Source organism: Butyrivibrio sp. AE2005 (genome assembly GCF_000686965.1).
Classification (GTDB): domain Bacteria; phylum Bacillota; class Clostridia; order Lachnospirales; family Lachnospiraceae; genus Butyrivibrio; species Butyrivibrio hungatei_A.
This window is the reverse complement of record NZ_JMMD01000002.1, coordinates 205,595-229,948: the sequence shown is the minus strand read 5'-3', so window position 1 is coordinate 229,948 and position 24,354 is coordinate 205,595. Positions and strand designations below refer to the sequence as shown.

Annotated in this window: 21 protein-coding genes; 20 read left to right on the top strand and 1 reads right to left on the bottom strand. The window is 41.3% G+C overall.

Translation table 11 applies throughout. The annotated features are described in order from the left end of the window. Positions 1–21: 21 nt before the first annotated feature. The 15 genes from DL92_RS18065 to DL92_RS0103045 all read left to right on the top strand — a co-directional run bounded on the left by DL92_RS18065 (position 22) and on the right by DL92_RS0103045 (position 17,285). Positions 22–1,416 (top strand): AI-2E family transporter, encoded by a 1,395-nt coding sequence (locus DL92_RS18065; RefSeq protein WP_051199076.1) that lies wholly within the window; start codon positions 22–24, stop codon positions 1,414–1,416. 88 nt (positions 1,417–1,504) lie between these two features. Further along, positions 1,505–2,548 (top strand): branched-chain amino acid aminotransferase, encoded by a 1,044-nt coding sequence (locus DL92_RS0103110; protein ID WP_074461327.1) that lies wholly within the window; start codon positions 1,505–1,507, stop codon positions 2,546–2,548. Between the two features lie 149 nt (positions 2,549–2,697). After that, positions 2,698–3,180 carry a 23S rRNA (pseudouridine(1915)-N(3))-methyltransferase RlmH gene (gene rlmH / locus DL92_RS0103105; RefSeq protein WP_155840986.1) on the top strand — a complete coding sequence of 161 codons (483 nt, stop codon included), beginning with the start codon at positions 2,698–2,700 and terminating at the stop codon, positions 3,178–3,180. Beyond that, positions 3,177–4,226 carry a PhoH family protein gene (locus DL92_RS0103100; protein WP_026654691.1) on the top strand — a complete coding sequence of 350 codons (1,050 nt, stop codon included), beginning with the start codon at positions 3,177–3,179 and terminating at the stop codon, positions 4,224–4,226. The genes rlmH and DL92_RS0103100 overlap by 4 nt, the downstream gene beginning before the upstream one ends. Beyond that, positions 4,213–5,424 carry a hypothetical protein gene (locus DL92_RS0103095; protein WP_026666861.1) on the top strand — a complete coding sequence of 404 codons (1,212 nt, stop codon included), beginning with the start codon at positions 4,213–4,215 and terminating at the stop codon, positions 5,422–5,424. Before DL92_RS0103100 ends, DL92_RS0103095 begins: the two co-directional genes overlap by 14 nt. Next, positions 5,408–5,911: an rRNA maturation RNase YbeY gene (gene ybeY / locus DL92_RS0103090; protein WP_026654695.1), complete on the top strand. Its 504-nt coding sequence runs from the start codon at positions 5,408–5,410 to the stop codon at positions 5,909–5,911. The genes DL92_RS0103095 and ybeY overlap by 17 nt, the downstream gene beginning before the upstream one ends. Positions 5,912–5,935: 24 nt before the next feature. Next, positions 5,936–7,567, top strand: coding sequence for an MATE family efflux transporter (locus DL92_RS0103085; RefSeq protein WP_026666860.1), 1,632 nt, complete (start codon positions 5,936–5,938; stop codon positions 7,565–7,567). An 11-nt stretch (positions 7,568–7,578) separates the two neighbouring features. Then, a complete protein-coding gene (locus DL92_RS0103080) occupies positions 7,579–8,808 on the top strand; it encodes an aminoacetone oxidase family FAD-binding enzyme (RefSeq protein ID WP_026666859.1) in 1,230 nt (409 codons plus the stop codon). A 24-nt stretch (positions 8,809–8,832) separates the two neighbouring features. Next, positions 8,833–10,539, top strand: a complete 1,707-nt coding sequence (locus tag DL92_RS0103075) for an NAD(P)/FAD-dependent oxidoreductase (RefSeq protein WP_026666858.1) — start codon at positions 8,833–8,835, stop codon at positions 10,537–10,539. Positions 10,540–10,562: 23 nt separating this feature from the next. Further along, the gene (locus DL92_RS0103070) at positions 10,563–11,165 is read left to right on the top strand and encodes a 5-formyltetrahydrofolate cyclo-ligase (protein ID WP_026654699.1); all 603 of its coding nucleotides are present in this window, start codon (positions 10,563–10,565) and stop codon (positions 11,163–11,165) included. 18 nt (positions 11,166–11,183) lie between these two features. Next, positions 11,184–12,425: a glutamate-5-semialdehyde dehydrogenase gene (locus tag DL92_RS0103065; RefSeq protein ID WP_026666857.1), complete on the top strand. Its 1,242-nt coding sequence runs from the start codon at positions 11,184–11,186 to the stop codon at positions 12,423–12,425. Continuing rightward, the gene (locus DL92_RS0103060) at positions 12,425–14,371 is read left to right on the top strand and encodes a class II aldolase/adducin family protein (protein ID WP_026666856.1); all 1,947 of its coding nucleotides are present in this window, start codon (positions 12,425–12,427) and stop codon (positions 14,369–14,371) included. Before DL92_RS0103065 ends, DL92_RS0103060 begins: the two co-directional genes overlap by 1 nt. Further along, positions 14,368–15,420, top strand: a complete 1,053-nt coding sequence (locus DL92_RS0103055) for a S66 family peptidase (protein ID WP_051199077.1) — start codon at positions 14,368–14,370, stop codon at positions 15,418–15,420. Before DL92_RS0103060 ends, DL92_RS0103055 begins: the two co-directional genes overlap by 4 nt. Positions 15,421–15,491: 71 nt before the next feature. Then, on the top strand, positions 15,492–16,178 hold the full coding sequence (locus DL92_RS0103050; RefSeq protein WP_026666855.1) for a hypothetical protein: 687 nt from the start codon (positions 15,492–15,494) through the stop codon (positions 16,176–16,178). A gap of 42 nt (positions 16,179–16,220) precedes the next feature. Next, positions 16,221–17,285, top strand: a complete 1,065-nt coding sequence (locus tag DL92_RS0103045) for a lactonase family protein (protein WP_026654705.1) — start codon at positions 16,221–16,223, stop codon at positions 17,283–17,285. Between the two features lie 42 nt (positions 17,286–17,327). Here the strand turns inward: DL92_RS0103045 and aroC are convergent, their stop codons facing one another. Beyond that, complete coding sequence (gene aroC / locus DL92_RS0103040; protein ID WP_026654706.1) at positions 17,328–18,425, bottom strand: chorismate synthase; 1,098 nt, start codon at positions 18,423–18,425, stop codon at positions 17,328–17,330. Between the two features lie 227 nt (positions 18,426–18,652). Here aroC and DL92_RS20040 point away from each other — a divergent pair, with 227 nt between their 5' ends. The 5 genes from DL92_RS20040 (at position 18,653) to DL92_RS0103015 (ending at position 24,337) form a co-directional block, all read left to right on the top strand. Continuing rightward, positions 18,653–19,768 (top strand): M15 family metallopeptidase, encoded by a 1,116-nt coding sequence (locus DL92_RS20040; protein ID WP_051199078.1) that lies wholly within the window; start codon positions 18,653–18,655, stop codon positions 19,766–19,768. A gap of 9 nt (positions 19,769–19,777) precedes the next feature. Continuing rightward, entirely contained in the window at positions 19,778–20,959 is a 1,182-nt protein-coding gene (gene tgt, locus DL92_RS0103030; RefSeq protein WP_026666854.1) for a tRNA guanosine(34) transglycosylase Tgt, read from the top strand. Positions 20,960–21,061: 102 nt separating this feature from the next. Beyond that, entirely contained in the window at positions 21,062–21,436 is a 375-nt protein-coding gene (yajC, locus tag DL92_RS0103025) for a preprotein translocase subunit YajC (protein ID WP_026654709.1), read from the top strand. A 122-nt stretch (positions 21,437–21,558) separates the two neighbouring features. Then, on the top strand, positions 21,559–22,662 hold the full coding sequence (gene leuB, locus DL92_RS0103020) for a 3-isopropylmalate dehydrogenase (RefSeq protein WP_026654710.1): 1,104 nt from the start codon (positions 21,559–21,561) through the stop codon (positions 22,660–22,662). Further along, positions 22,640–24,337 carry a glycosyltransferase family 39 protein gene (locus tag DL92_RS0103015; protein ID WP_026666852.1) on the top strand — a complete coding sequence of 566 codons (1,698 nt, stop codon included), beginning with the start codon at positions 22,640–22,642 and terminating at the stop codon, positions 24,335–24,337. Before leuB ends, DL92_RS0103015 begins: the two co-directional genes overlap by 23 nt. Positions 24,338–24,354: the final 17 nt, after the last annotated feature.

Sequence of the window (24,354 nt, the reverse complement as noted above, 5' to 3'; positions counted from 1 at the left end):
CGGATTGTCGGGGGCATAAATATGAAAATGAGACCGGAGAAAAACCAGGTAACATGGGCAATAACGATTTTCTTCCTTAGCATTGCTATAATGCTCGCTTATTATGTGATATTCAACGGAATATCCGTAGTTAAGACAGTTTCAAAGGTGATAGATTCCCTATCCGGAATTATAATAGGCGTTATCATCGCATTCGTTCTCATACCGCTTACGGATGGAATTGAGAGGAAGATTGTTATTCCCATATATCATTTGAGGGGATATGATATTTCGCGTTCAACAAACGCGAATGCCAAAAAGAGAAAACAGGCAAGGAAAATATCTGTTGCAATTACAATGCTTATTTTCCTGTTTGTGATATATAGTTTGTTCAGGATCATCATTCCTGAACTGATAGACAGTATCAGGCAGATCGTAAGGAAGTTTCCTGAGTATGAAAAGCAGATAAATGAAGAATCACAGATTTTGTTTGAGTCGAACTCTATCGAGGTTCAGAATTTTATCAATTCGCAGCTCGACCGTTCTTACGTTTCGCTAAGTGAGTTCCTTCAGGAAAAGCTTATGCCGCTTGTACCGAGTGTTGATTCTTTCTTTAAGATGGCATCTCAGGGAGTGTTCTCTATTATCAAGGTTCTTTTTGACCTTGTTGTAGGACTTATCGTTGCGATATATGTCCTTAATTCCAAAGAGGTGTTTGCTACAAGAGGCAAGAAGATTGCCTATGCTTTGTTTAGAGAAGAATTTGCAAATGAAGTTATCGGCGGATTTAGATTTATCGGAGATATTTTTGAAGGATTTGTGGGAGGTAAGCTGGTTGATTCCGTAATAATAGGAATTATATGCTATATAGGATGTGTTCTTCTTAAACTTGATTATCCTTTGCTTATTTCTGTTATTGTAGGCGTGACCAATATTATTCCTTTCTTTGGACCGTATATCGGAGGAGCGATAGGAGCGATGCTTCTTTTGATAACTCCGGTAAAGGCACTTATTTTCCTGATATTTATTATCGTACTGCAGCAGTTTGACGGAAATATTTTAGGACCTGCCATTCTTGGAAATTCAACGGGACTTTCAAGCTTTTGGGTTCTCTTTTCAATCACGTTCTTTGGCGGAATGTGGGGAATAGTAGGATGGCTTGTGGGTGTTCCCATTTTTGCCGTCATATATGCCTTTATATCGAGGATTACCAATATCCTTCTTACCAAGAAAGAACTCAGTGTCGCGACGGAGGATTATGACGATCTTGCGTATATAGAGAATAAAGAATATAAGACGCTTACCGATGAGCATAATGATAAGTACAATGCACACAAAGAAGTCGGTATGGTGACAAAGCTCTATCACAACGGCCGCGATAAGGTGAAGGGGATTGTCGAAAAGGTTAAAAAGAAAGATAAACCCGACAAGAAATAATTGTTTTTATTCATTACTTGACGTTCAAAAATATTGGACTATAATTTAACTATTAGCGCTTTGCCGCATTAAAGTAACTGGAAAGGGGATGCAGTGTAAAATGAGTAAGAAAAATTTAGATTGGGCAAATATCGGCTTTAGTTACATGGTTGCCGACAAAAGATTCGTTTCAAATTATAAAGACGGAAAATGGGATGACGGTGTCATTACCGAAGACAATATGATCGTTCTTAGTGAGGATGCAGGTGTTCTTCATTACGCGCAGGAGTGCTTTGAGGGACTTAAAGCATATGAGACTGAGGACGGCAAGATCGTAATTTTCAGACCTGACTTAAATGCAAAGAGAATGGTAGATTCAGCTACAAGACTTGAGATGCCTGCTTTCCCTGAAGATAAATTTATCGAAGCTGTAGAGAAAGTTGTTCAGGCTAACCTTGACTGGGTTCCTCCATACGGAAGCGGAGCGACACTTTATATCAGACCTGTTATGTTTGCTACAGGAAATGTTATCGGAGTAAAGCCCGCTGATGAGTATCAGTTCAGAATTTTCGTAACACCCGTTGGACCTTACTTCAAGGGTGGTGCTAAGCCTATCGTTGTTAAGATAAGTGATTTTGACAGAGCTGCACCGCACGGAACAGGAAATATCAAGGCAGGTCTTAACTACGCAATGAGCTTACATCCTATTGTAAAGGCTCATGAGGAAGGTTTTGCAGAGAATGTATATCTTGATGCAGAGAGCAGAACTTACATCGAGGAGACAGGCGGAGCAAATATCATCTTCGTTACAAAAGAAGGTGGACTTGTAGTTCCCAAGTCACACACAGATTCAATTCTTCCTTCAATCACAAGAAGATCTATTGTTTATGTTGCAAAAGAGATTCTTGGACTTAATGTTGAAGAGAGACCTGTTAAGCTTTCGGAAGTTGAGAACTTTGTTGAGATGGGACTTTGCGGAACAGCAGCTGTTATCAGCCCTGTTGGTAAGATCAACGATCACGGCAAAGAAATCTGCTTTGCAAGCGGAATGGAAGAGATGGGACCTGTTACCAAGAAACTCTATGATACACTTACAGGAATCCAGATGGGACGCATTGAAGCTCCCGAAGGATGGATCCACACAATTGAATAAATTGAACAATATCGAAGCGGATGCAGAAATAACAATGCATCTGCTTCTTTTTTTGCGCGATTTAATGCATAGAATGTGATATAATGTATGAGATTATTTGATGATAGCCTGCGGTCATTTTATGTAGACTAAAAAACAGGAGAATATTTTTGGGTAATATCAGTATAATTTGTGTCGGCAAGATCAAGGAGAAGTACTGGAATGATGCGATAGCGGAATATTCCAAGAGGCTGTCGAGATATTGCAGATTAAACATAATAGAAGTTGCCGACGAGAAAACTCCGGACAATGCTCCGCCTGCGGTAGAGGAGCAGATAAGGAAAAAAGAAGCGGAGAGAATTCTTAAGAATATTGATGAGAGAGCACATGTCTGTGTGCTTGCCATAAAGGGCAAGAGATACACGTCGGAAGCTTTTTCTGAATATATAAGCGGACTTGGTGTAAACGGCACAAGTCACATACAATTTGTCATAGGTGGATCGCTTGGACTACATGAAAGCGTCCTTAAGAGGGCGGATTCATCAATCAGCTTTTCGGATATGACATTTCCTCATCAGATGATGAGAGTTATTCTTTTGGAACAGATTTATCGTGGTTATAAAATTTTCTGTGGAGAACCGTACCATAAATGAGTGAGATTACAGAACTTAGATTAGCGCTTACCGCTGAGGATGAGCGCAATATATTCGGCGGAAACGACAGCTATATCCGCAAGATTGAAGACAGTCTTCATGTTGAGATCATCGACAGAAACGGTGAACTTAGGATCATAGGTGAAAAAGAGGGAGCCAACAAGGCTTCAAGTATCATACGCGAGCTTGTTCAGCTTTCAAGGAGAGGCTCGAATATTGAAGAGCAGAGTGTTGATTACGCGATCTCATTAAAAGAAGATTCTGCTAAGAACAAGGATGTTGCACAGAATGACAATGTTCTTGTTGATATAGACAGAGATATCATTTGTCATACGATCTCGGGTAAACCTATTAAACCCAAGACTCTCGGACAGAAGAAATACATTGATGCGATCAGAAATAAGATGATCGTTTTCGGACTCGGACCTGCCGGAACGGGTAAGACTTATCTTGCCATGGCTATGGCGATAACGGCGTTTCAGAGGGAAGAGGTCAGCAGGATCATTTTGACAAGACCTGCGATTGAGGCAGGAGAGAAACTCGGATTTTTGCCGGGTGATCTTCAGAGTAAGGTCGATCCTTATTTAAGACCATTATATGATGCTCTTTACCAGATAATGGGCACTGAGAATTTTATCAAGAATATGGAAAAAGGGCTTATTGAAGTTGCGCCTCTTGCATATATGAGAGGAAGAACTTTGGATAACGCTTTTATAATTCTCGATGAGGCACAGAATACAACACCTGCACAGATGAAGATGTTTCTTACAAGAATCGGATTCGGTTCAAAGGTCATCATCACAGGTGATGCGACCCAGAAGGATCTTTCGGCAGATGTCAGATCCGGACTTGAGATCGCGGGAAATGTCTTAAAGGGAATTGATGATATAGCTTTTTGTACACTTACCAGCAGCGATGTTGTGAGACATCCGCTTGTTCAGAAGATTGTTAAGGCTTACGAAGATTACGAGAAGAAAGCCGAAAACAAGAAGAAAAAGAAGTCTATACAAAAATTGGAGAAGCGTTCAGACAATGGCAAACGATAAGATTTCGAATGTGAAAGTCAAATTGTTATATGCGGCAATGCTTATTTTTACAGGAGTTATTGTATTTGCGTTTTCTTTTTTTACGGATAAAAGCTATGAAGCTACTTTGAGAAACACGATCGTATCTGTAGCAATCGCGGGGACAATTGTTTTTATGCTTATTGATGCCGCGGCCGACGGACAGAACAGATTGTTATATGATAATAATGAGGTGAGAAACCGCTTTGTTGCGGGATATTTTGTTGCACTCGTTTTGGCATGTGTATTTAGCCTGATACCTAATGTGTTTTGGCCGTACATGTCACTTTTTGTTATGCTTGCACTTTTTTCAAATACGGAAATCGGTATGATGACAGGTATAGGCTTTGTTTCGATTTCTGTCATGCTCGAAAAAAACGGAGGATGCGGAGAGTTATTTATGTATATCCTTGCCGGAGCGGTTGCCATAGCAATGTTCAGGGACTTGGAAGAAGATACCGAGATAGGTATTCCGACATTTATTTCTCTTATGATGCAGGCGGTATTTTTGGTTGCATATAACGTGTTGTTCCAGAACAGAACTTTTTCCGCATACCTGCTTGTTTCACCGGCTATCAATATTATGCTCAATCTTACCATCCTTCTTATATTCCTGAACATTTTCGGTGTTTATGTTATAAGACGGACAAATGATATGTATATGGTAATCAATGATGCGGATTTCCCGCTTCTTGTTACTCTCAAGGAAAATAATAAAGACGAATATTACAGAGCCATCCACACGGCATATATTGCCGAGAGAATGGCGCTCGGACTAAATATAAATGCAAGAGCGGTCAAGAACTGTTCTTATTATCACAGGATAGGTGTGCTTGAAGGAAAGACACAATGGGATGATGTCAAACATATCTATACGGATAACAGCTTCCCGACGGAGGCGATGAATTTTTTACATGATTATATCGAACCCAAGAAAAATGAGCCCAAATCCAAGGAAGCACTTGTTGTCAGGCTTGGCGAAATGCTTATTGCGTCCATAATGTATCTTCTTAAAAAAGATAAGGATGCGAAGATAGATTATGACAATCTTATTGATTCGATAATAGACAAAAAGGTTTCCGAAGGTGAACTTAAAGATTACGATGTCACTTTCAGGGAACTTGAAGTTATGAAGAAGATAATGAAAAAGGAGAAGCTTTACTATGACTTTTTGCGTTGAAAATGAGACGGGAGCTGTTTTTGATTTTGATCCCGAGGAAGTTGCGACGCTTGTTGCAAAAGAAGTCTTAAGGTCAGAGGGGTGTGACAGGGAAGTTGAGATAAGTCTCACGATCACCAATGATGAGGGGATTCAGGAGCTTAACAGAGAATTCAGGGAGATAGACAGGCCGACGGATGTTCTTTCTTTTCCCAATGTCTCGTATGAGGAACCTGGGGATTTCTCTGTTATGGAGGGAGAGCAGGAGGTCGATCTTCTCAATCCCGATACAGGAAATATTATGTTTGGCGATATTGTTGTGAACGAGGACAGGGTTAGAAGTCAGGCTGAAGAATACGGTCACAGCACAAAGAGGGAATTTGCTTTTCTCATCGCTCACAGCATGCTTCATCTGTGCGGTTACGATCACATGGAGGACGATGAAGCAAAGGTAATGGAAAAGAAACAGAGCGATGTTCTTAATACACTTGGAATAACAAGAGACTGAAAATAATACAATTGGAGATCAAACATGAAAAAGTACTACGAAGAAAAAAGAATAAGACCCGATGTGCTTACAGCCGCTGTATATTGGGCAATCATAATACTTATGTTATATGAGGTTGTGGCAATTAGAATTTACGGAGAAAAGGGAGCAGGTTATTCTGCGGGTTCTCTTGCGATATTCTTTGCATTTTATTGCTCTTTTGTTCTTGCCGTGCAGAAGGCCGTATGGGTAATGGTACGTGTAAGAGCCAGAAAATCCCAGTACAAAAATGCTGAGGAGAACATGAAGAAATCACTTAAGATATTTGCATTTACCGGCGTTCTTGTAACAGTGGTATTTACTATTATCGGAATCAACTTCTCCGATCTTTTGCTTGGTTCCAAATGGGGAAGATTTCAGTTCCTTATTTCTACTTTTTCAGTTTTGTTCCTGTGTGTCCAGGGCGTTGTAAGAGGATATCTTCAGGGAGTCGGATATACCAAGCCCATTGTTATTTCCGATGCTTTGATGGCAATAGCGGCATTTCTTGTCGGAACTTTGTCTTCAGCGATCATGTACGGATACGGACTTAAAGTAAATACGCTTATGCATATTGATGAATTCAGTGCGGTATACGGTTCGACCGGAATGACGATCGGACTTTTTGTCGCATCTATCGTAGGACTTGTTCATACATCCGTAAGCTTTTATGTGAGAAGAAATGAGCTCGAAGAGATTGGAAAGAGAAGTGCTCCGAGATACGTTGACAGTAAGAATGACGTTATGTCGGGACTCAGACCTATTTTGTTCATGTATGCTTCACCGGGAATAGCTCTTTTGGTCGATCAGGTCTTTTACATGATCCATCACAGAACTGTCGGAAGCAAGGCAGATCCTATTTATAACTACGGTATTTATGCGGGAAGAACGATTCCCATTGTAATAACATGTTCGCTTCTTTGCTGCCTTCCTTTTCTTATCGAGTGGAACAGGATAAGAGCAAGATTTGAGAGAGACGAGCCCGAGAATGCGGGAGAGAAGCTTTCCGGATTTGTAAAGCACTTTATTGAGGTCACGGTTCCGGCCTCGCTTCTTATCTTCACACTGGCTCCGTCGATAGATACGGTTGTTTATTGGAATGGAAATGATTTCAGTGTTGAGCTTTTGAGAGCTGCAAGCTGTCTTGTTATTCTTGTTCCTTTTGCGATTTTCTTTTCATGGATATTGTTCCATGCAGGTAAGTCTATCCTTATCGTTTTCGGACTTGGAATAACATGGCTTGTTCATATCGCGATGCTCTTTGTGTGTGCGAGTGTAGGAAATATCGGATTGTACGGTGTTTTGATCCCTGTTATCGCTTCATTCTTCGTATATGACGTTCTTTCGCTTATTGTATTTAAGAAAATGCTTAATGCAAATTATGCGCTTGCGGTCAACTTTGTAAAAACACTTGTTTCAGCTGCTGTTGCGGGATTTGTTGTATTTCTGATCGATATGGTTTTGGTTAAGAACATAGGTGAGATTCTTACATTTTTAATCTGCACGCCTGTTTTCTATGTTGTATATCTTGCAATCATGGTTATGAGCGGAAGTATTGATGAGAGGGAACTTCGCAGTATTCCTTTGGGCAAGTACTTTAAGTCACTGCCTGTTTTTATCAAGACTGACGAAACGTAAGAGGATTTAGTGTGAGTAAAAAAGTATATGTTGCAGGCGGTGGCGCTGCGGGAATGTGTGCTGCTATCTATGCGGCAAGAAACGGCGCCGATGTGACGATTGTTGAGAAGAATACAAGACTTGGAAAAAAGCTTTCCGTTACGGGAAACGGAAGATGTAATCTTACCAATCTCGATATGCGCCCGGAATATTACAATAAGGCTGCAGAGGGAAGAATGAAGAACTGGCTTTCACTCTACGGCCCCGAAGAGACGATAAAGTTTTTTAAATCGCTCGGTGTGATAGTAAAGAGTGAGAACGGTTATATCTATCCGATTTCAGGACAGGCTTCTACGGTTGTTAATGCGCTCATTAACGAGCTGAAAAGACTTAATGTGGATGTTGTTACGGAGAGTCAGGTTAAGGCTGTAAAAAAGGCTGAAAACGGCAAAATGCCGTATGTACTTGTTACCAATAAGGATAAGTACGAAGCCGATGCCGTTATTCTTGCACTCGGATCTCTTTCGGGAGCAAAGAGTACAATGTCAACAGGCGACGGATATTATATCTGTAAGCAGCTTGGGATGAGTTTAAAAGATACATATCCTGCGCTTGTCGGATTTAAGTGCGAGGATGACGGAACCATGCCGGATGCGGGAGTAAGAGCTGCTGCAAGGATTTCTTTTTATCTCGGAGATGAGCTTTTGACTTCGGAGAGCGGTGAACTGCAGATAGCCAAGGATGGAATATCGGGAATACCCGTAATGCAGGCAAGCAGGGAAATAATCAAGTTTGTTTCTGAGAAAAAGCCCGTGGTCGCTTCAGTAGATTTTTTCCCGGAATATGATGAAGAAGATTTTGAAGCCCTTAAACGAGATATGTATAAGCTTCGTGATAACAGGACGCTTGAGGAGTTTTTGCTTGGTTTTGCAAACAGCAATATAAATTCGATGGTGCTTAAGAAGATGAAACTTTCGCAGACCATGCATATGAAGAATATTGCAGACAGCATGGTATCTTGTATACTGGACAGGTACAGAGATATACGTTTTAATCTTACGGATAGCTATGGATATATCCAGTCGCAGGTTACGACTGGCGGAATGAGCCTTGGTGATATCGGCGATGATATGGCTGTTGCGGGATATCCCGGAGTATACTGTGTCGGAGAGCTTCTTGATGTTGACGGAAGGTGCGGAGGATATAATCTTCAGTTTGCATGGACGAGCGGAAGCATAGCCGGTACAGCCGCTTCGATGTAAGAAAGCATAGAAATCAGGAATTATATGATAAGAATCAATCAGATAAAAATACTTAACGACGGTAATAATATACGTAGTCACAATGAGCTTTGCAATGTCTTAAAGAAAAAGGCAGCAAAGCTTTTGCGTATAACGGAAAATGATATTGAAGATCTTGTTATAATGCGTCAGTCGATTGATGCAAGGAAAAAACCTCAGATAGTGGATGTCTTTATGGTGGATGTTTCCGTAAAGAGAGCTTTGGATATAAAATCTGAGGAAAAGATTGTTTCGAGATCGAAAGACAAAGGAATTTCGGTTGTGACTCACGTTATTTACAATTTTTTGGAAAAAGCGGGAATCGGGGGAGAGATACCTTCAAGTGCAGCCGGTGCAAAGATTGCCGTTATCGGATCGGGGCCTGCGGGACTTTTTTGCGCATATATGCTTGCTTCAAACGGCTTTAAGCCTGTTGTGTTTGAAAGAGGAGCAGATGTCGACAAAAGGCAGGAAATAGTAGAAAAGTTCTGGGAGACGGGAAAGCTTGATACCCGCACGAATGTCCAGTTCGGAGAAGGCGGAGCGGGAACATTTTCTGACGGCAAATTAAATACGATGGTAAAAGACAAGGATGGAAGAGGAAGAAAAGCATTGTCCTTGTTTACGACTTTCGGCGCAGATAGTAAGATAATGTATGACGCAAAGCCTCATATCGGAACGGATGTACTTAGAAACGTCGTTAAGAATATGAGAAATGAGATCGTTTCTCTGGGCGGTGAGTTCAGGTTTGAGACGCAGGTGACTGATATCCTTACGGATGAAAGCGGCGCCGTAAAAGCGGTCGTTGCAAACGGCGAAGAGATTCCTTTTGACGTAGCCGTTCTTGCTATCGGACACAGTGCGAGAGATACTTTTTCAATGCTGAAATACAGAAAAGTATCTATGCAGAAGAAGCCTTTTGCTGTGGGATTTAGGGTTGAGCATCCTCAGAAACTGATAAATCTTTCCCAGTACGGAATTGAGGAACCAAAGTCTCTTCCCGTAGCTTCATACAAACTTGTTATGAATACAAAAGAGGGACGCGGTGTTTATTCTTTTTGCATGTGCCCCGGAGGGTATGTCGTAAATGCTTCATCCGAGGAGGGAAGACTTGCGGTAAACGGAATGAGTTACAGCAAGAGAGATTCGGAGAATGCCAATTCCGCCATTATTATCACGGTCGACCCCAAGGATTTCGGATCGGATGATATACTTGCAGGTGTTGAGTTTCAGAGAAGGCTTGAAGAAAAGGCGTATGAGATTGGAAAAGGCAAGATTCCCGTTGAGTATTACGAAGATTTTAAGAAGGCGGTCGCACCGGACGGTGATGGATCCCATGAAGAAAAAAATCTGAAAGAACCTGTGAGATTCAGGGATGTATGCAAGCCTTGTATGAAGGGCGTGTATACTTTTTCAAATGTTCACGAGATATTACCGGACGATCTTAATAAATCCTTTGTTGAAGGAATGGAGAAGTTCGGTACAATGATAAAGGGATATGATTCACCGGATGCTCTTATTGCCGGTGTTGAAACAAGAACTTCGTCTCCTGTAAGGATTAATCGAACAGAAAACGGTGAGTCGGAAAATATTAAAGGACTTTATCCGTGCGGTGAAGGAGCCGGATATGCAGGCGGAATCATGTCTGCAGCGATGGATGGTATCAAGATAGCCGAATTTATTGCAAAAAAATTAGTAGAAACTTTGCGCTGATTCAAATACAATGGAAGGTACCGATGGAAAAAGACTTAATACGAAAAGATGTCTTACAAAAAAGAGATGAACTCAGTATATATAAGATTGAGGTGAAAAGCAGGGAGATATTCGAGGAACTTGTCACAAGACCCGAGTATGCCGAAGCCTCAAATATTCTTATTTATGCTTCTGTCAGAAATGAAGTTAAGACGGACGAGATTATCCTTGATGCGCTTGCGCTGGGGAAAAGAGTTTTTTGCCCTAAGGTTACAGATAAGAAAAATGGCATAATGAAGTTCGTCAGAATTTATGAGCCCGAAAACCTTGTTCCCGGTGATTATGGTCTTATGGAACCGGAGATTAAGGAGGACAGCGAGATATTCGATCCGGATTTTTATGCCGATGAATCAAATGTTCGCCGGATAGATGGTGAGAACGCCGGAAAGACGATGGTTATCGTTCCGGGAGTTGCTTTTGATGAGAAAGGCAACAGGATAGGTTATAAGGGAGGTTTCTACGACAGATTTCTCTCCAAAGTAAGCTATGCCGATACTGTGGCACTTTGCTATAAGATTCAGATTGTTGATGAGATTATACCGAGTGAGCATGATATTCCCGTAAAGAGTATCATTCACGAGAAATAAAGGAGCTGGAGAACATAGATGGAACTTATTGAGATTTGCAAAAAAGCTAAAAAAGTAAAATACGAGATTCAGTGTCTTACTACGAAAGAGAAAAATGACGCTCTTATTGCGGTTGCGGATAAGCTTGTTGCGGAAGCGGACAGCATTATCGCGGCAAATGCGAAGGATTATGAGAGAGGCGTTTCAAACGGAATGAATAAAGGCCTTTTGGACAGACTTCTTCTTGATAAAAAAAGAATTGAAGCCATGGCAGAGGGACTTAGGCAGGTTGCGGCCCTTCCCGATCCCGTAGGAGAAGAAATCGAAAGCTTTGAGCGTCCCAATGGTCTTAAAATTAAAAAAGTAAGGGTTCCTATGGGCGTTATCGGTATAATTTACGAGGCGAGGCCCAACGTTACCGCGGATGCTTTTGCACTTACTTTTAAAGCGGGTAATGCCGTTGTTTTAAAAGGCGGAAGTGATGCGATAGACAGTAATATTCAAATTGCAAATGTTATGAGAGCTGCGCTCGGGGAATGCGGCATCAATCCCGATGCGATACAGCTCATTGAAGATACGGACAGAGCGGTTACAACTAAGTTTATGCAGATGAATGAGTACATAGATGTTCTTATTCCCAGAGGTAGTGCAAGACTTATAAATGCTGTTGTTGAAAATTCTACGATTCCCGTAATCGAGACCGGAACGGGTAATTGTCACATCTATGTCGATAAGGATGCCGATATTGACAAAGCGATCCCTATCATTATCAATGCCAAAACTCAGAGAATAGGCGTATGTAACGCTGCTGAGTCCCTGGTTGTCCATGAGGATATTAAGGACAGATTCCTTCCTCTTTTTGAGAAAGCAATGAACGAGCATAACGTTGAGATAAGAGGCGACGAAGAGAGCCGCAAGCTTATGAACAGTGCTGTTTCTGCTACTGAAGAGGACTTTGGAAAAGAGTTCCTTGATTATATTATTTCTGTAAAGACTGTTAAGAACGTCGATGAAGCCATTGAACATATAAATAAGTACAACACAAGCCACTCCGATTGCATTATCACGGAGAACGAAGAGAGTGCAAAGAGATTTCTTGACAGAGTGGATTCGGCTTGCGTATATGTAAATGCTTCAACAAGATTTACAGACGGATTTGAATTTGGATTCGGAGCCGAAATTGGTATAAGCACACAGAAGCTTCATGCGCGCGGACCTATGGGGCTTAAAGAGCTTACATCATACAAGTATCAAATTACCGGAGAGGGGCAGATCAGATAATGAAAAATAGAAAAGAAGATTCTGAATTGCTTGAGGCAAAACAGCATGTCATTGATGTGGCAAATGAGTTGCACAAAAAGGGCTATTTACCACGTACATGGGGAAGCGTGAGCTGCAGAGTCAACAAGGAAATCTTTGTGATCACTCCGAGTGGGATCAGATATGAAGATATGACGCCGGATATGATATGTCTTGTTAATCTCAAAAATCTGAACTTTATGGGAGAGTTTACTCCCTCTTTTGAAAGGGGAGTACATGCAGCTTGCTACAGAACCAGAAAAGATGTGGAGTTTGTCGCTCTTACACATCAGGTTTTTGCTTCATGTGCCGGAGTTTTGGGCCTTAAGAGAATATACACATATGTTGAGGACGAGGATGTTGTCATTCCTTGTGTTCCGTATGCTTATCCCGGAAGTGCCAAGCTTGCGGGAAATGTTGCTGCGACCGTTAAGAAGAACAGAGAGTCTGACAGTTTTATCCTGTCTAATCACGGTGCATTGTTTATGGGTGCAACTTCCGATGAAGTAATCGAGAATATCGAGAGAACAGAGGATGCCTGTGATAACTTCCTTATGGATGTATGCAAGACCGATATGTATCATGGTGTTGAAGAGGGATTCGGAAGCCATATTGAAGACGATGAGATTATTTATGATGTCGAGGATACACCTGAGCGTGTTAAACATATTCACAGAGAGATCTATGACAGAAGACCGGATGTAAAATATATCGTCCACAATAAGTCTGATGCGGTTATGACGGTTTCAAGAACCGCAACTCATTTAAGACCTCTTTTGTTCGACTTTGCCGAGCTTGTCGGATATAGTGTAAAGATTCCGAGTAACGAGCATGGAAAAGACGGACACAGTTATCATAATATCAAGAAAAATTCAAATGCAGTTTTTGCGCTTAATGACGGCGCTTATTGCCTTGGTGAGACTTTGGAAGATGCGGTTGCCGCATCGATAGTTCTCGATAAGGGATGTATTGCTTATCTTGCGGCTCTTCGTCATGGAGAGGGACATCCCATATCATATTTTGACTGCATTAAGATGAATAAGTACTATAAAAAGATTTATTCAAGAATTTCATCCGATTATCTTGAAGAGAAGTACAGAGATGAAAGAGATGAATTTGAAGATGACGAAGACGATGAAGAGGAAGATATCGTAAGAAAACCTTCAAGGAAATCCGCACGTGAAAATTCACGTGAATCATCGAGGGAGTCAAAGAGAGAAACGACAAGAGAAACCGGAAAAAGATCGTTCAGAGATGAAGATTCTTCAAGAGAAAAAACCAGAGAATCTGTCAGGGAACCCAAGATAGAGTTAAGAAGAGAGGCTGACAGAAGGGCAAAGAGAAGCGTAGATATTGACTTAGATGTTGATTTAGATGAGGAACCTGAAATAGCTTCAAGCAAAATCGCCAGAAGAAATGCTGTAAGAGATTCAATAAAGAACTCACTCAGAAAGCCTGAACCTACAAGGGAGCTTTCAAAGCTACCTAAGAGGGAATCATTCAGAAGATCGCAAGATGATTTCGAAGATGATTTTGAGGAAGAAGAGCTCACGCCCAAGAGAAGTTTAAAAAAAGAATCTTTCAATGATTCGATAAAGAGTCTCAGAAAAAATACAAGATCTGCTTCAAGAAGGAGCTTTTCGGAAGAATATGAAGATGACTTCGAGGATGAGCTTGAAGACGATTTCGAGAATGATTTTAATGATGGCGAAGATCATGATGATTACGAAGAAGAGTATATAGAGGGCTTTGAAGAAGAGTACGAAGACGACTTTGAAGAGGGCTTCGGAGACGATTTCGAAGAAGAATTCAGAGAAGAATTCGGCGATGATTTCAGAGCTGATTACTCAAAATTGAGATCAAAAGGAAAAAGCGGTTCACGAGGCTTGTTTGGAGATGATTCAAGCAAGAGAACGAGGAGAAGATGATAAGAAAGCCTGAGAGCATAAAAAAAGGTGACACCATAGGAATTACGGCTCCGGCATTTGGTGCGGCAACAGAACCATACAGTTTTCTGATAGATATTGCGGAGAAAAAAATAAAAGAAAGAGGCTACAATATCATTGAGGGAAAGACTGCCAGGTTGGGAGACGGACTCGGTATCAGCACAGATCCGAAAGTTACCGGCGCAGAACTTATGGAGTTTTATAAAAGAGATGATATTGATGCGATAATATCTGCAGGTGGCGGCGAGCTTATGGTTGAGACAATCTCAAATGTTGATTTTGAGGTTATAAAAAACAGTAAGCCCAAGTGGTTTGTCGGATATTCCGACAATACAAGCTTTTTACTGCCGCTTGTTACGATTGCAAATACATGTGGAATTTACGGCCCGTGCATTTCGGGCTATGCCAAGGAGTGGGAAGCTACGGAATGTGATGCTTTTGCTCTTTTGGAGGGAACAAAGACTTCTTTCAAGGGATATGATAAGTTTGTAAAGCCCAAGGAAGGAAAAGAAGAAATTGATTATTCCAAGCCATTTTTTTACAACTGTGATACCAAGAAGGTACTGACAAATTTCGACTGCTCTTCAAAGAAAGCAGAGAAGACAGGCGAAAAGATAAATATGCAGGGAATACTTTTGGGCGGCTGTATAGATGTAATGGCTAATATGATAGGAACAAGGTTTGACAGAGTTGCAGATTTTGCAAAAAAATGCGATGAAGGAATACTTTGGGTTATTGAAAACTGCGAGCTTAGTCCAATGAGCTACAGAAGGGCAATCTGGAACATGAAAGAAGCCGGATGGTTTGAAAATACAAAGGGCTTTATCATGGGAAGATCAAACGGATGCTTTGAAGGTGACCTCATGGGAGTAGATAAGTTCAATGCAGTTACGGATCTTTTGCAGGAATACTGTGTTCCTATGATCTTTGATGCGGATATCGGACATATCGACCCGATGCTTCCCGTTATAATGGGTGCGAAAGCAAATGTATCGGCAGATATCGATAACCTTGAGATTGGATATTTATAACGTTATAATTATAAATATAAAAACAAAAAGAGAAGAGACAATAAGATTAAGATAAGACGGAGGAAAAATTTATGACTGGAATGAAAAAAAATCTTATTACTGCGCTTAGTACATTTTTGGTTGCGGGATCGCTCATGTCGGTTAATGCACATGCGGAAAGTGATCTCCCTATGTACTTTGACTTTGGGGATACTGTAATTAACATGAACGCAGGTAGCGAACACACAATGCATATGAGGTCCAAATTTAACTACACATATCATCTCGGACCTCACACAAGCGCAGGAACGTACCTTGAGTGCTCATTCAAGAGCGGAACACAGGATGTTATTTTCCATGTTGGCGCCGATGAACAGGCTAAAGACGTACCTTTCTATTTCTATATCGATGATGCAAAGGTTCAGTCAGACGGCACATATGACGAGGTTCTTGTACGTGTAGGAAATGCCGCTCAGGTTTCTGAGTCTGTTCAGGTTGAGCTTGCTAAGAAAGCAACAGGAACAGTAAAGAAGAACGGAAACGTTGCAATGCTTTACAATGATAAGGATGTTGCAATGGCATCATTCTCTCTTACAAACGGAAACGGACAGATGGCAACACTTTCATTAAAGGGCGTTGCAGTTAATGAGGGTTCAAAGTACTTTGATGTTGTTTCTGCAACAGATTCCACACCTGTTATTTCAGAATCAGACAAAGCTGTTATGGCAGCAAACGGATTTGCCGGTGTATGCGTAAACGGCAAGTATAAGAATTGGTAATTCTTAGATATTTCAATAAACATTCAGGAGGCATGTTGTAAAATGGCTGGAAAAGACAAGTATGTGGCTTATGTATCTAGCTACACTTCCGGACTTGGTTCCAAATATGGAATTAAAATTTATGACGTTGATATGAAAAACGGCAGATTTAAGGAGAAGCAGAAGGTTGAGATAACCAATTCATCTTATATTGGAATATCTCACAATAAGAAGACGCTTTATTCCATTACGGATGCGGGCGTTGAGGCTTATCATATTCTGCCCGACGGTGGCCTTGAGTTTTTGAATGAGGCTTCTATCAACGGAATGCGCGGATGTTATCTTAATATGGATCAGGAAGACAATTTCCTTTTGACAGCCGGATATCACGATGGCAAGGTGACAATCCTTAAGCTTAATAAAGACGGAAGTATCGGTGAGATTACCGACGAGAGATACCACAAGGGTCTTGGAACGGCAGCTGGAAGAAACCACGTGCCTCACGTTCAGTGTATTAAAGTATCTAAGGATAATAAGTATCTTCTTGCAGCTGATCTTGGAATGGATAGAGTTAATGTATATTCTCTCAATGTAGAGTCCGGCAAGATCAAAGAAGTTGATGTTATCCATTGCGATCAGGAGTCATCACCGAGACATATGCAGTTCTCTAAGGACGGAAGATTTCTTTATGTGTGCCTTGAGCAGAAATGCGGCATAGAAGTATATGAGTACGTAGATAACAACGGAGATCCCGAGTTTAACAAGATTCAGACTGTATCAAATTCAGATGAAGCCGATTCTATCGGTGTTGCAAGCAGTGCGCTTACATTCTCTGAGGATTACAACTATCTTGTAAGCTCAACAGCGGGAGAGAATAACGTAATTATCTACAAGGTTGATAAAGAGACGGGACTTCTTACAAAGAAGATCCAGCTTCCTATCGCGGGTGAATATCCTAAGGATGCTGCGTTGTTCCCTGACAATAAGCATCTTGTATCACTCAATCATGAGTCGGATTCAATGACATTCTTTAAAGTGGATCCCGAGGCAGGAACTCTTGTTATGAACGGACCCGAAGAACCCGTAAAGAGACCTAACTGCATCGTATTCCACAAATTAGAGGGATAAGAAACTAACTGCCATATGCTGAACGCATATGGCAGTTTTTAACTACTTATAGAAATTGATTATGTTTTGGGCCTTTGCGGACATGTTGGAGATAAGGAGATCGAGGAGAGTGAAAGCACACATGCTTTCGACTACTACGACGGCTCTTGGAACTACAACAGGGTCGTGACGGCCTTTTATGTTTATTTCGATGTTTTCACCGGATTTGTTGACCGTGTTCTGGGAACGGGCAATGCTGGGAGTAGGTTTTACGTAAGCTCTGAGTATAATTTCGCTTCCGTCTGACATTCCTCCGAGTATTCCACCTGAATTGTTTGTTTTTTTGTTAATCTCATTATTTTCGATTACGAATTCATCGTTGTTTTCTGAACCGTAGAGTCGTGCTGCTTTTGTTCCGCATCCGATCTCAACGGCTTTAACTGCGCCGATACTCATAACGGCTCTTGCAAGGAGGGCATCCAGTTTATCAAATACGGGCTCACCGATTCCTGCGGGAACACCTTTTATACGACACTCAATAACACCGCCTATTGAATCCATGTTTTCGCGACATTTCATGATAAGATCCATTGCCTTTTTGTCAGCGTCCGCATCGGGCATAGAAGTGGGAGTTGTGTATATTGTGTTTCTGTCAAAGTTACTTTCGTTTATCTCTACGTCTCCGATAGAACGTGTATAAGCAAAGACATCGATTCCCATTTCGCCAAGCATTTTCTGACAGAGAGCGCCTGCAGCGACTCTTCCGATAGTTTCTCTTCCGGATGAGCGACCGCCGCCTCTGTAGTCTCTGAAACCGTATTTTTCATCAAAACAATAGTCTGCGTGTCCGGGGCGGTAGTAGCTTGCAATCTCGCTGTAATCCGCGGATCTCTGAGAAGTGTTTTTTACCATCATCGATATGGGAGTTCCGGTTGTCTTTCCCTCAAATATTCCGGAAAGAATGTGGACTTCGTCGTCCTCTTTTCTTGAAGTTGTGGCAGATGAAGTTCCGGGCTTTCTTCTGTCGAGAAACTTCTGAATATCTTCTTTTGAAAGATCAAGCCCTGCGGGGAAGCCGTCAACAACGACTCCGAGTGCTTCGCCGTGGGATTCTCCCCAGGTTGATATTGTTATGTTTTTTCCGAGTGTTGAACCTGACATAGGTATCCTTTCATATTGTGTGAGAATTTTTGGAATATACTATATATAGCGCATTGCAGCGCGTAATTTGCTATAAAAAATGATGTAATAAACGCTAAATTGTTATATAATTATATAGACGTTATAACAAAAATGGCGTATAACGTGGAGCAATTCGCATAACATATCATATTATATGCGTTGTCATATTACAAGCCAAGTATCCGAAATGAGAGGGGATTTCCGATATGAACGCTAGTAGCTTGCAGATGAAGCTTGCCTATAAAAATAAAATTTTTTCCAAGGTGAAAAGTTTTAACAGAAAACACAAAGCACTGACCTTTTTGGGCATTGCTTACGCTTTTACGGCAATAGCACTTTACGATATTCTTTTTTACTTCTACAGAAGCAGTAAGAGGTATATTTGTCTTGCGTGCGGATTGCTGTTTTTTGTATTTAGCAGCAGTTTTTCGTATCCCGCGATGTCACTCAATATCAGTTTCGCTTCGGATGTGAGTATAGACGGGTATTCTTCCGATACGGAAGAAGTGCTTTCAAGTGAGGAAGTTGCGGAGTCCGATGCCGAGCTTGCGGTAAGCCAGGATGTTGATTCCGAGCTTATCAAAGAAGCTATGGAGAGTGAGAATCCCGATGTTGCGGAGGCTGAGCACCTAGATCCCGAGAAGCAGGCTTCTCTTTCACAGATTCTTGAAGCGACGGACGATGGCACGGCAGTGCCTGAAAATACGGATGACGGTGTTAATCTGTCATATCTTGGGGTTACGAACTTTGACAGCAGCGATTGGAAGATAATGCTTGTAAATAAGCAACATCCGATTCCCGATGATTATGATTTTCCGCTTGGAACAATCAGCGGAACAATGAGATGCGATGAGCGAATTATTGCACCGCTCCTTGAGATGATGAGAGCTGCAAATAAAGACGGGGTGGCACTTATCATTTGTTCTCCTTACAGAGACAGAGACAGGCAGACGATGCTTTTTAACAACAAGGTCAGCAGGTACATGGAAGGCGGAATGAATTATATGGAAGCATATAATCTTGCTTCTCAGGCGGTTACTGTTCCCGGATCTTCGGAGCACCAGATAGGCCTTGCGATTGACATTATCACGGAAGGGTATTCAAGTCTTGATGAAGGCTTTGGCAATACGCGTGCCGGAAAGTGGCTTGCAGACAACAGTTACAAGTACGGATTCATCTTAAGATACCCTGCCGGAAAAGAGAATATTACAAGTATTGAATTCGAACCCTGGCATTTTAGATATGTAGGGGTTGACGCGGCGACTGTTATACATGAAAATGGTATCTGTCTGGAAGAATTCTGGAATACTTATGTTAATTAGAGGATTTATATGTACAAAATTGTAAATAAGGACGGAAACGCCAAGAGTGCTACTTTTTCCACTGTGCACGGTGAGGTACAGACTCCCGTATTTATGAATGTTGCAACCGTTGCGGCAATAAAGGGAGGTGTATCCACAAGAGACCTTGAGGAAATCGACACTCAGGTTGTTCTTTCGAACACGTATCATTTGCACTTAAGACCGGGAGATGATCTGATATACAGAATGGGCGGACTTCATAAGTTTATGTCATGTAACAAGCCTATTCTTACAGATTCAGGCGGATTCCAGGTCTTTTCTCTTGCTAAGACGAGAAAGATAAAAGAAGAGGGAGTATACTTCCATTCGCATATCGACGGACACAAGCTGTTCATGGGACCTGAGGAGAGTATGAGAATTCAGTCTCATCTGGGATCGACGATCGCTATGGCTTTTGATGAGTGTCCTTCTGCAAAGGCTGAGCACGAATACGTTCAGATGTCTGTGGATAGAACGACGAGATGGCTTGAGCGATGCAAAAAAGAAATGGACAGGCTGAATGGCCTTCAGTATACGGTTAACCCGCATCAGATGCTTTTTGGAATCAATCAGGGAGCTATTTTTAACGACATCAGGATAGAGCATGCCAAGAGAATCAGAGAGATGGATCTTGACGGATATGCGGTCGGCGGTCTTGCTGTTGGCGAGAGCCACGAGGAGATGTACGATGTTCTTGAGAATGTTGTGCCTTTCCTTCCCGAGGACAAGCCTACATATCTTATGGGCGTGGGAACTCCCGCAAATATCCTTGAAGCTGTTGACAGAGGAGTGGACTTCTTTGACTGCGTTTATCCCAGCAGAAACGGAAGACACGGACATCTTTATACCAAGAGAGGTCACATCAACATATTAAATGCCAGATATGAACTTGATGACACTCCTATTGAAGAAGGATGTAACTGTCCTGCGTGCAAGAACTATTCCAAGGCTTATATCAGACACCTTCTTAAGGCTGGAGAGATGCTTGGAATGAGACTTTGTGTTCTTCATAATCTGTACTTTTACAACAATCTGGTAAAAGAGATCAGAGAGGCAATAAGAAACAACAATTATCAGGCTTACAAGAAGAAAACCTTAGAAGGAATGATGGAGTTTGATTCTGTGGCAAAAAGTGAGTCATACAATATTGCCCGAAATTGGAGAAAAGGTTAAATTTGTAATGTGTCCGGATGAATTTTGACTACTTGAATTTGCCGTTTCTTTCTAGTATTATTGTTTGGTATATAATTAAAGAATAAGTTTTTGGAGGATGTTATGTTATTATATTTTACTGAAGCAGCAACAGAGCCTGTTTCTGCAGGTTCTGCAATTGTACCGACATTACTTTTTTATGCTGTGGTAATGGCAGTATTCTATTTCCTGCTTGTTCGTCCCAACAGCAAAGAGCGTAAGCAGAAAGCGCAGGTATTGGCTGCATTGGCTGTAGGTGACAGCGTAAGAACCACAGGTGGTTTTATCGGAACTATCATTGACATCAACGACGATATGGTTATTGTAGAGTTTGGTAACAATAAGAATTGTCGTATCCCCATGGTTAAGGATGCAATTGTTGAAGTTGAGAAGCCCGAGGACGCAATCGCTTCTTCAAACGATAGCACCAAGGATTCAAAGAATTCAAAGAAAAAGTAATTAAATTTTGATTCTGTTAAGCCTGATTGGTGCTTGCGCACTCAATCGGGCTTTATTGCATAATGAGATGAAAAACATTAAGTTATGACTTAAAAAATACATTATAGAAAAGAGATACGGGTATGAAGCTTAATATTACATGTATTCCGGGTGACGGAATAGGACCTGAAATTGTTACCGAAGCAAAGAAAGTTCTTGATAAAGTTGCTTCAGAATTTGGACATTCCATAGAATATAAGGATATTCTGATGGGCGGTTGTTCAATCGATGTTCACGGGGTGCCTCTTACAGATGAGGCTATTGAAGATGCAAAGGCTGCCGATGCCGTGCTTATGGGATCAATCGGCGGTAATACATCAACATCTCCTTGGTATAAACTTGAGCCTTCACTCAGACCTGAGGCAGGTCTTTTGAAACTCAGAAAGGCTCTTAATCTTTTTGCAAATTTGAGACCTGCATATCTGTATCCTCAGCTCAAGGATGCATGTCCTTTGAAAGAGGCTGTTGCGGATAAAGGTTTTGACATGCTCATTATGAGAGAGCTTACAGGCGGCCTTTACTTTGGTGACAGATTTACCAAGGAAGAAGAGGGAGAGCTTGTAGCTACAGATACTCTTGTTTACAGAGAGAGTGAGATCAGAAGAATTGCAATCCGTGCTTTTGATGTTGCAAGAAAGCGCAGAAAGAGCGTTATTAGCGTAGATAAGGCCAACGTTCTTGATTCTTCAAGACTTTGGAGAAAAGTTGTTGAAGAGGTAAAGAAAGACTATCCCGATGTGACACTTGAGCACATGCTCGTTGATAACTGTGCCATGCAGCTTGTAAAAGAGCCTACACAGTTTGACGTCGTTCTTACAGAGAACATGTTCGGTGATATTCTTTCCGATGAAGCAAGTATGATCACAGGATCTATCGGAATGCTTCCGAGTGCTTCACTTAACGATACAAGCTTCGGACTGTATGAACCCAGTCACGGAAGCGCTCCCGACATTGCGGGAAAAGATATTGCAAATCCCATTGCCACTGTACTTTCTGCGGCAATGATGCTCAGATATTCCTTTAACCTTGATAAGGAAGCGGATGCTATAGAAAATGCCGTTCGCAAGGTTTTGGAAGACGGTTACAGGACAACAGATCTTTTGCCTAAGGGTCAGGAAGATAACTTTAAACTTGTCGGTTGTCGCATGATGGGAGACTTATTGGTTGAACGGATCGGTAATTGCTAAAACTGAAAAGAAAATAAATGAACTTCTTCCACAAAGTCCAGAGGGAATGGCGGTTACTCTTTTTGTGATCGCGATGGCTTCTTATTATCTGTGGAGAATGTTTGCGATAACTCCGAATTACGATGAGCTTTACACATATTATAATTTTGTTTCGAGAGGCCCTTTGTATTCGGCTATACATTGGCCTCTTCCGAACAATCATGTGGGATATTCGATCCTTTCAGCGATGCTGTATCGTTGCGGCAATTCTTACATAGCTTTAAGGGGTGTGTCATATGTTGCAGCCATTGTAAATCTGATCCTTGTATACAGGATCTGCAGGAAGTATTATTCCCATGCGATTCCGTTCGGAGCTGTCGTGCTCTATGCATCGATGCAGATAGTGAATGATTACAGCGTGCTCGGAAGAGGATATACACTTGCTACGACATGTTTTCTTCTTTCGATATATTACATAGGTTATATTTGCAGGCTGGGAGCCGATAAGAAGTCGTATTACTATTTGTTCGGAGGAACGCTGGTTCTTGGAATGTATATTGTTCCGAGCAGCATATACTGGGTTGTGTCGGTATGGGCTTCGGGCGCTATATTTCTTTTCATCAATGCGATGAGAAGTAAGGACGTATACAGTTCAATCTCCGAAAATATCTATTACGGGAAACTTCGTAAGCTGCTTGATACAGCGGTAGTTTCTATGACGATTGTCATATTGTTATATATGATAATTTGGCTCGCGATCGGATCTAACATACTTGTGAGTTCAGAAGATCCTGTATTTTTTGAATTATCTCATTTTAGTGTTATTATTAAAGCGCCTCTTAAATCAGTCATGACCGGAATGAGGTATATGATGTCTCATTCTTATATCCAAAGGCTTTCTTCGGCGGCTTTTTGGAAAGGGTTATGGTCATGGTTTATGAGCCTTTTAAATTCTTTGGTGCCGAAGTTTAGCATCATGACACTTTTATTCCTGCTGATAAGCCTGGGATGCTTGTTTTATGAATGCTTTAAACATTTTGAATACAGCAGGACTGTGATCAATCTTGTTGTTATCGTAAACCTGATGTTTCTTGGCATTGTTTTATTTTCACTTCGTACATTGCCATATCTTCGCATTTTTGGTTATGTTGCATTTGTTATTGTCTTGTGCGTCTGCACGGCGCTTGAAAGACTAATAAATGTGGGCATAAGACTGTATAACCGCAGAAAACTCATCGCAAGAGGTGATGAGGGAATAAAATCTCATGAAGAGATAGAGACGGTTGAAAAAGGCGATAAATGGTATTCGGGTATAGGAATTTATATACCTGTTATTGTAATAGTGATACTTTTTATTTTCAGATTTTTTGACCCCGGATTTAGTTGTCAGATAGCTGAAAGAGAAAACAATGTGTTCAATACGCTTTATGTCGCTGAAGTGACAAAGAGACAAAGTATCGCAGTGTTAGACTGTGATCAGCAATATCTTCTAAAGTTTGGCTGGGATATTGATTGCGACAAGACAGACGTTGAAGGCGCCGATTGCGTGCTGCTTGATAAGAATATGTTTGATCCGAATTATAACGGAGACGACCTTTGGAAGTTTTATCAGACATATAGGACGATTGATTGGGATTACCTGTCTTCAATGCACGTAAGATATGAGAATGACAAATTTATTTTATATATCAAGTAAAAGGAGAAAAGATTATG

Coding starts and splice junctions, on each gene's coding strand:
- DL92_RS18065 (WP_051199076.1), top strand. CDS start 22: ATGAAAATGAGACCGGAGAAAAACCAGGTAACATGGGCAATAACGATT.
- DL92_RS0103110 (WP_074461327.1), top strand. CDS start 1,505: ATGCAGTGTAAAATGAGTAAGAAAAATTTAGATTGGGCAAATATCGGC.
- DL92_RS0103100 (WP_026654691.1), top strand. CDS start 3,177: ATGAGTGAGATTACAGAACTTAGATTAGCGCTTACCGCTGAGGATGAG.
- DL92_RS0103095 (WP_026666861.1), top strand. CDS start 4,213: ATGGCAAACGATAAGATTTCGAATGTGAAAGTCAAATTGTTATATGCG.
- ybeY (WP_026654695.1), top strand. CDS start 5,408: ATGACTTTTTGCGTTGAAAATGAGACGGGAGCTGTTTTTGATTTTGAT.
- DL92_RS0103085 (WP_026666860.1), top strand. CDS start 5,936: ATGAAAAAGTACTACGAAGAAAAAAGAATAAGACCCGATGTGCTTACA.
- DL92_RS0103075 (WP_026666858.1), top strand. CDS start 8,833: ATGATAAGAATCAATCAGATAAAAATACTTAACGACGGTAATAATATA.
- DL92_RS0103070 (WP_026654699.1), top strand. CDS start 10,563: ATGGAAAAAGACTTAATACGAAAAGATGTCTTACAAAAAAGAGATGAA.
- DL92_RS0103065 (WP_026666857.1), top strand. CDS start 11,184: ATGGAACTTATTGAGATTTGCAAAAAAGCTAAAAAAGTAAAATACGAG.
- DL92_RS0103060 (WP_026666856.1), top strand. CDS start 12,425: ATGAAAAATAGAAAAGAAGATTCTGAATTGCTTGAGGCAAAACAGCAT.
- DL92_RS0103055 (WP_051199077.1), top strand. CDS start 14,368: ATGATAAGAAAGCCTGAGAGCATAAAAAAAGGTGACACCATAGGAATT.
- DL92_RS0103050 (WP_026666855.1), top strand. CDS start 15,492: ATGACTGGAATGAAAAAAAATCTTATTACTGCGCTTAGTACATTTTTG.
- DL92_RS0103045 (WP_026654705.1), top strand. CDS start 16,221: ATGGCTGGAAAAGACAAGTATGTGGCTTATGTATCTAGCTACACTTCC.
- aroC (WP_026654706.1), bottom strand. CDS start 18,425: ATGTCAGGTTCAACACTCGGAAAAAACATAACAATATCAACCTGGGGA.
- DL92_RS20040 (WP_051199078.1), top strand. CDS start 18,653: ATGAACGCTAGTAGCTTGCAGATGAAGCTTGCCTATAAAAATAAAATT.
- tgt (WP_026666854.1), top strand. CDS start 19,778: ATGTACAAAATTGTAAATAAGGACGGAAACGCCAAGAGTGCTACTTTT.
- yajC (WP_026654709.1), top strand. CDS start 21,062: ATGTTATTATATTTTACTGAAGCAGCAACAGAGCCTGTTTCTGCAGGT.
- leuB (WP_026654710.1), top strand. CDS start 21,559: ATGAAGCTTAATATTACATGTATTCCGGGTGACGGAATAGGACCTGAA.